General features: G+C 64.3%; 10 protein-coding genes. 9 read left to right on the plus strand and 1 reads right to left on the minus strand.

Annotated features, from left to right (window positions below):
- The first annotated feature begins 1 nt into the window (after position 1).
- The gene (locus OJJ21_RS10605; RefSeq protein WP_297685961.1) at positions 2–1219 is read left to right on the plus strand and encodes an NAD(P)/FAD-dependent oxidoreductase; all 1218 of its coding nucleotides are present in this window, start codon (positions 2–4) and stop codon (positions 1217–1219) included.
- On the opposite strand, the gene OJJ21_RS10610 is transcribed toward OJJ21_RS10605, so the two are convergent.
- Positions 1216–2631, minus strand: a complete 1416-nt coding sequence (locus OJJ21_RS10610; RefSeq protein WP_297685963.1) for an amidase — start codon at positions 2629–2631, stop codon at positions 1216–1218. The two genes, OJJ21_RS10605 and OJJ21_RS10610, sit on opposite strands and share 4 nt — an antisense overlap.
- Positions 2632–2812: 181 nt before the next feature.
- Here OJJ21_RS10610 and OJJ21_RS10615 point away from each other — a divergent pair, with 181 nt between their 5' ends.
- The 8 genes from OJJ21_RS10615 to OJJ21_RS10650 form a co-directional block, all read left to right on the plus strand.
- Positions 2813–3898 (plus strand): aromatic ring-hydroxylating dioxygenase subunit alpha, encoded by a 1086-nt coding sequence (locus OJJ21_RS10615; protein ID WP_297685965.1) that lies wholly within the window; start codon positions 2813–2815, stop codon positions 3896–3898.
- 1 nt (position 3899) lies between these two features.
- Positions 3900–4619 carry a GntR family transcriptional regulator gene (locus OJJ21_RS10620; protein ID WP_297685967.1) on the plus strand — a complete coding sequence of 240 codons (720 nt, stop codon included), beginning with the start codon at positions 3900–3902 and terminating at the stop codon, positions 4617–4619.
- A 13-nt stretch (positions 4620–4632) separates the two neighbouring features.
- Positions 4633–5610: a PDR/VanB family oxidoreductase gene (locus tag OJJ21_RS10625; RefSeq protein WP_297685970.1), complete on the plus strand. Its 978-nt coding sequence runs from the start codon at positions 4633–4635 to the stop codon at positions 5608–5610.
- Positions 5611–5753: 143 nt separating this feature from the next.
- Positions 5754–6926, plus strand: coding sequence for an ABC transporter substrate-binding protein (locus OJJ21_RS10630; RefSeq protein WP_297685972.1), 1173 nt, complete (start codon positions 5754–5756; stop codon positions 6924–6926).
- Between the two features lie 93 nt (positions 6927–7019).
- The gene (locus OJJ21_RS10635; RefSeq protein ID WP_297685973.1) at positions 7020–7880 is read left to right on the plus strand and encodes a branched-chain amino acid ABC transporter permease; all 861 of its coding nucleotides are present in this window, start codon (positions 7020–7022) and stop codon (positions 7878–7880) included.
- Positions 7881–7887: 7 nt separating this feature from the next.
- Positions 7888–8913: a branched-chain amino acid ABC transporter permease gene (locus tag OJJ21_RS10640; RefSeq protein WP_297685975.1), complete on the plus strand. Its 1026-nt coding sequence runs from the start codon at positions 7888–7890 to the stop codon at positions 8911–8913.
- Positions 8910–9665, plus strand: a complete 756-nt coding sequence (locus OJJ21_RS10645; RefSeq protein ID WP_297685978.1) for an ABC transporter ATP-binding protein — start codon at positions 8910–8912, stop codon at positions 9663–9665. Before OJJ21_RS10640 ends, OJJ21_RS10645 begins: the two co-directional genes overlap by 4 nt.
- A partial coding sequence (locus OJJ21_RS10650; protein ID WP_297685979.1) for an ABC transporter ATP-binding protein occupies positions 9658–10356 on the plus strand: 699 nt, incomplete at its 3' end. The genes OJJ21_RS10645 and OJJ21_RS10650, both read left to right, overlap by 8 nt.

Below are 10356 nucleotides of genomic sequence, written 5' to 3' on the forward strand. Positions count from 1 at the left end.
CATGGACGCTACCGGCCGCAAACGCATTGTCATCGTCGGCTCCGGCGTGGCCGGCAGTATCCTGGCCTATGGTCTGCGCGATCTGGGCAATGTCGAGGTGATCTGCCTGGAGCGCGCCACGACCGAAGATCATGCCGAAGCCGGCACTGGTCTCAATGTCGGTCCCAATGCGATCAAGGCGTTGCGGCTTTATCAGCCGGCGCTGGCGGCGCTGCTGGAAGCCGAAAGCCTGCCCTGGCTGAGCTGGCGCATCTCGCTTACCGGCGGTCGCGAGCTGATGAATCTGCCGCTGTCCGAGGTCGCCGACAATCCCGGCATCCGCATCCGCTGGTCGCAGCTCTATGCCCTGCTGCGCCGGCCGGTGCAGCAGCAGGTGCGCTTCGGCACCGAGGTGGCTGCCATGCGCTATGCCCGCGCCGGCGAGGCCGGGCCCATGGTGGTCGAGACACTGGGTGAGGACGGCAGTACAGAAATCATCGACGGCATCGATCTGCTGGTGGCCGGCGATGGCCGTTATTCGAAGGTGCGTGAAACCTTCCTCGGCCGGCCGCAGCCGAAATTCCTCGGCGTCTGCATCTTCCGTCTGCTGCTGGAAGATGCCCGTCCCGACCTGGTCGACGATTACGAACAGTGGTTCAACGGCCCCAATCGTCTGCTGGCTTTCCGCATTCCCGGCAACGCCACCTACATCTCGGGATCCTTCCCGATCCTGCCCGAGGAAGATGTGCCGGCCGAGGCCAAACGGCCCGATGTCCTGCGTGCGCTGTATACGCCCGCCGATGGTCCGCCGAGCGCGCAATGTGCCTTCATGATCGATGCGATCTGCAGCCATGTGGCCGATATCCACTGGGCGCGGTTGCAGGAGGCGCCGGCCGAATTCTGCGATTCAAACCGCCGCATCCTGCTGCTGGGCGATGCCGCGCATCCGATGGTGCCGACATTGGGCCAGGGCGCGACCCAGGCCATCGAGGATGCCTGTGTCGCGGCTGCGGAACTGCGTGCTGCCTTTGCCGATGCGGCGGATGGCAGCATCGCTGGTGCATTGGAGCGGATCGAGCAGCGCCGCCGGGCGCGCGTCGAATTTGTCGTCGACTTCTCCCGTCAGGCCACCGATACGATGCTGGCGGGTGCCGACCCCGTCAGCGGCAGCCTGGCCAAGACCGGTCCCGATTTTCGCGCCCGGCTGATGAAACTCTACCGCGACGTCTCGGCGGCCTAGGAGAAAAGCGGCGGCCGGCGGTCTGCCCAGGGCGCCTGCTTTTCGTAGCGGCGGCCGAGCGCCAGCAGCATCGCGTCCTTGCCGAAACCGCCGATCAGCTGGAAGCCGATCGGCATGCCCTTGGCATCGGGCGCTGCCGGCAGGCCAAGGCCGGGCAGGCCGGCGAGGTTGACCCAGCCGGTATAGACGGCATGGCCGCGCGGACTGGCATTTTTGCCGGCGATGATTTCGGGGAACACCTTGTCCTTGGCCCAGGGCTGTGCAGCGGTGCTCGGCGTCAGAATGGCGTCCCATTGCGCGAAGAACTCCGCCATCTGGGCCCGCAATATGACCGCATGGTTGAGCGCCGCGAGATAGGCCGTACCGGATACGGCCTTGCCGGCTTCGTACATCAGCTGCAGGGCTGGCGTGATCCGCTCCGGCCCGCCCAGGCGGTCGACGATCATGGTCAGTCCGGTCGGCATCAGCGTCGCAAGGGCCGCGGTCGCAGCCTCGATATCGAAGGGCAGGGGGCCGGTTTCCACAATGCAGCCGGCGCGACCCAGCGCCTCGGCAGCAGCGTCGACAGCTGCAACGATCTCCGGTTCCACCGGATTGCTGCCGAAGCGCGGCAGATAAAGAATCCGCGGCCGCGCCGGACCGGCAACGGTGTCTTCCATCGTCACGGCCGCCTGGAAGGCCAGCGAATGCCGGTCGCGCGGATCGGGTGCGGACAAGGCACAGAGCGTCGTCGCAACATCGTCGACGCTGCGGCCGAACAGCCCGATCACCTCAAGGTCGTTGTAAATCTCCGGGAAGCCGCCGGTCCGTGCGATGCGACCGATGCTGGGTTTCAGGCCGACCAGGCCGGTATGGCCGGCTGGCCGCCGCGTTGAGCCGCCGCCATCGGTGCCCAGCGCAATCGGGCCGAAGCCCGCCGCGACTGAGGCCACGGCACCACCGCTGGAACCGCCCGGCGTGAGATCCGGATTCCACGGATTGCCGGTGGCGCCGAACAGCAGGTTGTAGGTGTAACCCTGCACCGTGAATTCCGGCACATTGGTCTTGCCCAGCAGCACGGCGCCAGTAGCACGCAGGCGCGCAATCGGCAGTTCATCGGCCGGCGGCAGGTTGGTTTTTAGCAGCTGGCTGCCCCAGGTGGCGGGCATGCCGCCGACCACCAGGCTGTCCTTGATCGTTACCGGGACGCCGTCGAGCGGGCCGAACGCCTTGCCATCGCGATAGCGCGCGGCGCTGGCTTCGGCCGCTTTGATCGCGCCGGCGGCATCCAGATGCACGATGGCATTCAGTTTCGGATTGAGGGCGGCGATGCGGTCGAGGATGCCGCGGGTGACTTCCACGGGCGACAGCCTGCCGCTGGCATAGGCCTTATGCAGATCGGCGGCGCTCAGGCGCCAGGCGGCTTCGGTCATGCGGTCCTCATTCCGTCGGTCAATCCTGAATACGCATTGAGGGGCGCCGGGGCAATAACCGGGAATCCGCCAGTTCTGTATCCCAAAATCAATATAATATGAGAACATAATGTGAATATTTGCCATTATTCTGATAAAAATGTATACAGGCGACAGCATAAGAACCGGAGGAAACGTCGGAATGGCCGCCACTCAGCCTTTCACGATGGATACAGGTGCAGTGCCCTGGCCCTTGAATGCCTGGTATGTGATCGCCTGGGATCACGAGGTGAAGCGCAGCCTGCTGCCGCGCACGATCTGTGGCGAGCAACTGGTGATCTATCGCCAGCCTGATGGCCGCGTGGTGGCCTTGCAGGATGCCTGCTGGCATCGCCTGCTGCCGCTCTCCAAAGGTCATCTGCAGGACGACGGCAGCCTGGTCTGCGGCTATCACGGACTGGTCTATGACGCACGCGGCCGCTGCACCCATATGCCGTCGCAGGACACCATCAACCCCTCGGCCTGCGTGCGCAGCTATCCGGTGGTTGAGCGGCATCGCTTTGTCTGGATCTGGATGGGCGATCCGGCGCTGGCCGATCCGGCCTGCGTGCCCGACCTGCACTGGAACCATGATCCGGCCTGGGCCGGCGATGGCGAACTGATCCATGTCAATTGCGACTACCGTCTGGTGATCGACAACCTGATGGATCTGACGCATGAAACCTTCGTGCATGGTTCCAGCATCGGCAATCGCGCCGTGGCCGAGGCGCCCTTCGATGTCACCCATGGCGAGCGCTTTGCCACTGTCACCCGCTGGATGCGCGATATCGAGGCGCCGCCCTTCTGGGCCGGGCAGCTCGGCAAGTCCGGCAAGGTCGATCGCTGGCAGATCATCCGCTTCGAAGCACCCTGCACGGTGACCATCGATGTCGGCGTGGCGCCGACCGGCACCGGCGCACCCGAAGGCGATCGCAGCCAGGGCGTCAACGGCTTCGTGCTCAATACCATCACGCCGGCGACGGCGAATACCTGCCACTATTTCTGGGCCTTCGTACGTAACTACCGGCTGGACGAACAGAGCCTGACCACCGAACTGCGCCAGGGGGTCTCCGGCATCTTCCGCGAGGACGAGATCATTCTGGAGGCGCAGCAGAAGGCCATCGAGGCCAATCCGGGCAAGCTGTTCTACAATCTCAATATCGATGCGGGCTCGATGTGGGCGCGGCGCAAGCTGGATCGCATGATCGCGGCCGACCGTGGCGGCAGTATTGCCGAAGCAGCCGAATAGCATGTCGCAGTCGCTCAAAACCATTCTCAGTCTGCGCGAACTGATCCTCGGCGGCGAGCTGAAATCGGGCGAACGCCTGTCGGAGCTCTCCATTGTCGACCGCCTCGGCGTGTCGCGCACGCCGGTACGCATGGCGCTGGTGCGGCTGGAGGAAGAGGGCCTGCTGGAAGCGATTCCGTCGGGCGGCTATGCCGTGCGGCATTTTTCCGAGGCCGACATTTTCGATGCCATCGAGACTCGCGGTACGCTGGAAGGCCTGGCGGCGCGGCTGGCAGCCGAGCGCGGCCCCAGTCCGGGCCAGATCGGTGAAATCAAGGGCTGCCTGCGCAAGCTCGATGTTTTGGTGCAGCACGAAGCCGGCGCGGACACCTTCTCGGCTTATGTCGAACTCAACGAGCGGTTCCACCAGCTGCTGATCCATATGGCGGGCAGCCGTGTGGTCGCCCGTCAGATCGAACGCGCGGTGGCGCTGCCTTTCGCCTCGCCCAGCGCCTTTGTGGAAGTGCAGGCGGTATTGCCGGAATCGCGGGCCATTCTGCTGGTGGCCCAAGAGCAGCATCGCAGCGTGGTGGAAGCCATCGAGCGGCGCGAGGGCGCACGCGCCGAGGCTCTCATGCGCGAGCATTCGCGCGTCGCCCATCGCAATCTGGTGATGGCCCTGGGCCACCAGAATGCCCGCGATCTGGTGCCGGGTATGGCACTGATCCGCCAGTCTGCGTGAGGAAGGGAAAACCATGCATGATCAGAATGACTGGATCGATGCCGAACTGGTCGCCACGCGGGATTTCGGCCCTGACATCCGCATGTTCGAACTGGCGCCGTCCGCCGGCGTGGGGCCTTACGAACCCGGCAGCCATATCAACATCGCCGTCGATATCGGTGGCCACCGCGATCTGCGGTCCTATTCTTTGGTTGGCCAGCCGCGCCACAATGTCTATCGCATCGCGGTGAAGCGGGTGAATCCCAGTCGCGGCGGTTCGGCCTGGCTGCATAATCTGCTGCCCGGGGCGCGGTTGCAGATCACCTCGCCGCGCAATCATTTTGCACTGCAATTTGGCGCGCCGCGCTATCTGCTGATTGCCGGCGGTATCGGCATCACGCCGCTGCTGGGCATGGCGCAGACCCTGATGTGGCGCGGCATCGAGTTCCGCATGCTGTATGCGGTGCACCGCCGGCAGGACATGGCCTTTGCTGAGGAATTGCGGGAAACCCTGGGTGATCGGGTTTCGCTGTTCGTCTCGGAGGACGGCAACCGCCTCGACCTGATGCGCGAGCTGGCGGATTTTCCTGCCGATGGCGATATCTATTTCTGCGGCCCCGCGCGGCTACTGCAGGGGTTGCGCGAGGCGATGACCGCGCTGGAACGTCCGATGGCCAATCTGCGCTTCGAAACATTCGGCAGCGGCGGCCTCCATCCGAATGAGAGCTTCTGGGTCAGGGTGCCGCGGCTGGGCGTCGAGATAGCCGTGCCGGCGGGGCAGACCATGCTGGATGCACTCGATGCAGCCGGTGTGGAAGTGATGGCGGAATGCCGCCGCGGCGAGTGCGGGCTTTGCACCGTGGACGTGATGGCGCTGGAAGGGCAGATCGATCACCGCGATGTTTTCCTGAGCGATCATCAGAAGCGCGAGAACACCCGCATCTGCGCCTGTGTGTCGCGCGCTGTGCAGGGCGGAATTGTGATCGACACGGCCTGGCGCGCGGGTCAGTGATGAAAGTTCTCTCTCAGTAAAGTCTGCGCAAATTCCCCTTGCATCTTTTACGGGTTCCGCCAAAGTCCGGAAAAAGCGTTTAATAACTGCACTCTCGTGCGAATAACGAACGAGACGCAAGAAAACAAACGGAGGAAACACACATGAAGCGCAGACACCTTCTGATTGCCGCGGCGGCGGGCCTCGGATTGCTCACCTCCGCCGGCGCCTATGCGCAGCAGACCGTCAAGATCGGCCTGATCCTGCCGATGACCGGCCCCTTCGCCTCGACGGGTCGCCAGATCGAGGGCCTGACGAAACTCTACATGGCGCAGAACGGCAACATGGTTGCCGGTAAGAAGGTCGAGCTGATCGTCAAGGACGATACCGGCGTTGCCGATGTCACCAAGCGCATCGCCCAGGAACTTGTGGTCAACGAAAAGGTCAGCGTGCTGGCCGGCTTCGGCCTCACCCCGCTGGCTTTGGCCACGGCGCCGATCGCCACCCAGGCCAAGGTTCCCATGATCGTGATGGCAGCTGCCACCTCGATCATCACCGAACAGTCGCCATATATCGTGCGTACCGGCTTCACCCTGCCGCAGGTCACCGCGCCGCTGGCGGAATGGGCGCCGAAGAATGGCATCAAGAAGGTAGTTACTCTGGTGACCGATTACGGTCCGGGCCACGATGCCGAAAAGGCTTTCAAGGAAGGTTTCACCAAGGGCGGCGGCCAGGTCCTGGCCGAGTTGCGCGTGCCGCTGCAGAATCCGGAATTCGCGCCGTTCCTGCAGCGCGCCAAAGATGCCAGGCCCGATGCGCTGTTCGTCTTCGTGCCATCGGGCGCCGGTTCCGCAGTGATGAAGCAGTTCGCCGAGCGCGATCTGGCCAAGGACGGCATCCGGCTGATCGCCACCGGCGACGTGCTGGATGACGATATCCTCAACGGCATGGGCGATGTGGCACTCGGCGTGGTGTCGTCGCATCATTATTCGGCGGCGCATAACTCGCCGGAGAACAAGGCTCTGGTCGAGGCCTTCAAGAAGTCCAACAACATGCGGCCGAACTTCCATGGCGTCGGCGGCTGGGACGGCATGCACCTGATCTATCAGGCGCTGAAGAAGACCAACGGCGATGCCGACGGCACCAAGCTGCTGGACGCCATGAAGGGCCAGAGCTGGACCAGCCCGCGCGGTCCGGTGATGATCGACCCGGAAACCCGCGACATCGTGCAGAATGTCTTCATCCGCAAGGTCGAGAAGGTGAATGGCGAATTGTTCAATGTCGAATTCGCCACCGTGGAAAAGGTCAAGGACCCGGTCAAGGCGGCGAAGAAATAAGCCAGACGATCCTGTGTTACGGCGGCCGGCGGCTTTCACCGCCGGCCGTTCTTCGATACCGACCACCGGCAGGCGGCCTGTTATGAGCGTTTCGTGCTGACCATCCTTTCCGACGGCATCGCCTATGGCATGGTGCTGTTCGTGCTGGCCTGCGGCCTGTCGGTGACGCTCGGCCTGATGAATTTCATCAACCTGGCCCATGGCGCCTTCGCCATGGCCGGCGGCTACCTCACCGTCGTGCTGATGAACCGGTTCGGCGTTTCTTTTTTTCTCTGCATTCCGGCGGGTTTCCTGGTCTCGGCGGCGCTGGGTGCGCTCCTAGAACGCACGCTCTATGCCCGGCTCTATGCCAAGAGTCATCTCGACCAGGTGCTGTTTTCCATCGGCCTGGTTTTTATGGCGGTTTCCGCCATCGATTATTTCATGGGGGCGCAGCAACAGCTGATCACCCTGCCGCCCTCCCTGCAGGGGCGCGTGACGGTGCTGGGCGTCAGCATCGGCGTATACCGCCTGTTCGTCATCGCCATCTGTCTTGTGCTGGCGATTGCGTTGCAGCTGATTCTGAGCAGGACCCGCTTCGGCAGTCAGCTGCGTGCCGCCGTCGACGATGCGCGCGTTGCCCGTGGCCTGGGCATCAATGTCAGCCTGATCTTCACCTTCACCTTTGCCTTCGGCTCTGGACTCGCCGGGCTTGGCGGTGTGCTGGGTGCCGAAATCCTCGGCATGGACCCCACCTTTCCGCTCAAGTTCATGATCTATTTCCTGGTGGTGATCAGCGTCGGCGGTACCACCACGCTGACCGGCCCGCTGCTGGCCTCGATCCTGCTCGGCATCGCCGATGTGGCCGGCAAGTATTACGTGCCCACGGTGGGCAGCTTCATCATCTACACGATCATGGTTGTCGTGCTGATTCTGCGGCCGCAGGGCCTGTTCGGCCGTGCCCATGCGCGCTGAGAGTCCGATGTCCGCTCTGCTGACCTATTTCAGGCCAGATACCCGCACCGCCAGCGGCGCATTGCTGGCACCGGCACGCTGGCAGCCGCTGGAAATCCTGTTCTGGCTGTTCGCCGTGTCGCTGTTCTGGCTCGCCCCCAGCAAGGTGCTGCTGCTCAACGAGATCGCCATCCTGGCGCTGTTTGCCCTCTCGCTCGACCTGATCCTCGGCTATGCCGGCATCGTCTCGCTCGGCCATGGCGCCTTTTTCGGCCTCGGCGCCTATGTTGCCGGCCTGCTCGGCAAGCATGGCCTGCACGATCCGGTTGCCGGTCTGCTGATTTCCGGCGGCGTTGCCGCGCTGCTCGGTTTCGTCACCAGCTTCCTGGTGCTGCGCGGCTCGGATCTCACCAAGCTGATGGTCACGCTCGGCGTTGCCCTGATCCTGCGCGAACTGGCGAACAAGTTCAGCACCATCACGGGTGGCGCCGATGGCCTCACCGGCGTCACCATGGGGCCGGTGCTCGGCCTGTTCGAATTCGATATCTTCGGCAAGACCGCCTATGCCTACAGCCTGGCGGTGCTGTTCATCCTGTTCTATATCGCGCGCCGGCTGGTCAATTCCCCCTATGGCCTGCTGTTGCGCGCCATCAAGGGCAACAGTCTGCGTGCCGGCGCCATGGGGGTGCCGACCAGCCTGCGGCTGGTCATCATCTACACCATCGCTGCCGGCTATGCCGGCATTGCCGGCGCCCTGCTGGCGCAGACCTCGCAATTCGTTTCGCTCGATGTGCTGGATTTCCACCGCTCGGCCGATGTGCTGCTGGTGCTGGTGCTGGGCGGCAGCGGCCAGCTCTGGGGCGCGGTGGTCGGCGCCATCGCCTTCAAGATCATGTACGACTTCCTCGCTGCCATCACACCGCAATACTGGCAGTTCTGGGTCGGCCTCGTGCTGGTGCTGATCGTCCTGCTCGGCAAGGGCGGCATCCTCGGTTTCTATGGCGCCGGTCGCGACTGGCTCGCGAACCGTCTCGGAAAAGGCGGCGTCAGGTGACCGCCGTGCTCGAGACACAAAGCCTGTGCAAGGCCTTCGGCGGCCTGATCGCCACCAATGATGTCAGCTTCAGCCTGCCTGCCGGCGCGCGCCATGCGCTGATCGGTCCGAATGGCGCGGGCAAGACCACGCTGGTCAACCTGCTGACCGGCGTGCTGCAGCCGACCTCGGGCCGCATCCTGCTGCAGGGCCGCGACATCACCGGCCTGCCGTCGCATAAGCGGGTCAAGCGCGGCCTGGCGCGTACTTTCCAGATCAATCAACTGTTCGCCGATCTCACGCCGCTGCAGACTCTCGTGCTGGCGATTGCCGAACGCGAGGATGCCGCCACCGGCTGGTGGCGGCCGGTTGGCCTGCGCCGCGATCTGATCGACGAGGCTGAGGCCCTGTTGCTGCAGCTTGGCCTGATCGATGTGCGCGACCAGCGCACGGCCACCATCGCCTATGGCAAGCAGCGCCTGCTGGAAATCGCCGTCGCCCTGGCCGGCAAGCCCGCCGTGCTGCTGCTGGACGAACCCGCCGCCGGCGTGCCGGAGACGGAACGCCACCAGATCCTCGATGTGATCGCCCAGCTGCCGGCCTCGGTCACCCTGGTCTTGATCGAGCATGACATGCAGCTGGTTTTCCGCTTCGCCAGAACCATCTCGGTCCTGGTCAATGGCGGGCTGTTCATGGAGGGACCCGCCGCCGACATCGCCCGCGATCCGCGCGTGAAGAAGGTCTATCTCGGCGAGGAGCTGGTCGATGTCTGAGCTGCTCCCATCTGATCTTCTTATTGTCGCCGATCTGCGCGCCGGCTATGGCGAAGCCATCGTGCTGGATGGCGTCAGCTTCAGCCTGGCTGCCGGCCAGTCCCTGGCGCTGCTCGGCCGCAACGGCGCCGGCAAGACCACGCTGATCAACACCCTGATCGGCGCCACCCGCCATCGCGGCGGCCGGATCGGCCTGAACGGCGCGGATATCACCCACTATCGCTCCGACCGGCGCGCTGCCGCGGGCATCGGCTGGGTGCCGCAGGAACGCAACATCTTCAAATCGCTGACGGTGGAGGAGAATCTCACCGCTGTGGCGCGGCCCGGTCCCTGGGGCGTCGCGCGTGTCTTCGAGATGTTTCCCCGCCTGGCCGAACGCCGCCGCAACATGGGCAACCAGCTGTCCGGCGGCGAACAGCAGATGCTGGCCGTCGGCCGTGCGCTGATGCTCAATCCCCGGCTGGTGCTGCTGGACGAGCCGCTGGAGGGCCTGGCGCCGATCATCGTCGAGGAACTGCTGGCGGCTCTACGCCGTATCACCCGTGAGGAGGGCCTGTCGGCCATCATCGTGGAACAGAATGCCCGCAAGCTGCTGCCGATCACCGACCGGGTGGTGGTGCTGGAGCGCGGCCCCATACAGCATTACGCCGCGAGCGCCCAAAAGCGCGACGAAACGTCGAACATCGAGGCA

It is taken from the genome of Ferrovibrio sp. (assembly GCF_025869515.1).
GTDB lineage: Bacteria > Pseudomonadota > Alphaproteobacteria > Ferrovibrionales > Ferrovibrionaceae > Ferrovibrio.

Excerpts from the sequence above, each read along its gene's own strand:
- OJJ21_RS10610 (WP_297685963.1), bottom strand. The coding sequence starts at position 2,631 with ATGACCGAAGCCGCCTGGCGCCTGAGCGCCGCCGATCTGCATAAGGCC.
- OJJ21_RS10625 (WP_297685970.1), top strand. The coding sequence starts at position 4,633 with ATGCATGATCAGAATGACTGGATCGATGCCGAACTGGTCGCCACGCGG.
- OJJ21_RS10620 (WP_297685967.1), top strand. The coding sequence starts at position 3,900 with ATGTCGCAGTCGCTCAAAACCATTCTCAGTCTGCGCGAACTGATCCTC.
- OJJ21_RS10630 (WP_297685972.1), top strand. The coding sequence starts at position 5,754 with ATGAAGCGCAGACACCTTCTGATTGCCGCGGCGGCGGGCCTCGGATTG.
- OJJ21_RS10605 (WP_297685961.1), top strand. The coding sequence starts at position 2 with ATGGACGCTACCGGCCGCAAACGCATTGTCATCGTCGGCTCCGGCGTG.
- OJJ21_RS10640 (WP_297685975.1), top strand. The coding sequence starts at position 7,888 with ATGTCCGCTCTGCTGACCTATTTCAGGCCAGATACCCGCACCGCCAGC.
- OJJ21_RS10615 (WP_297685965.1), top strand. The coding sequence starts at position 2,813 with ATGGCCGCCACTCAGCCTTTCACGATGGATACAGGTGCAGTGCCCTGG.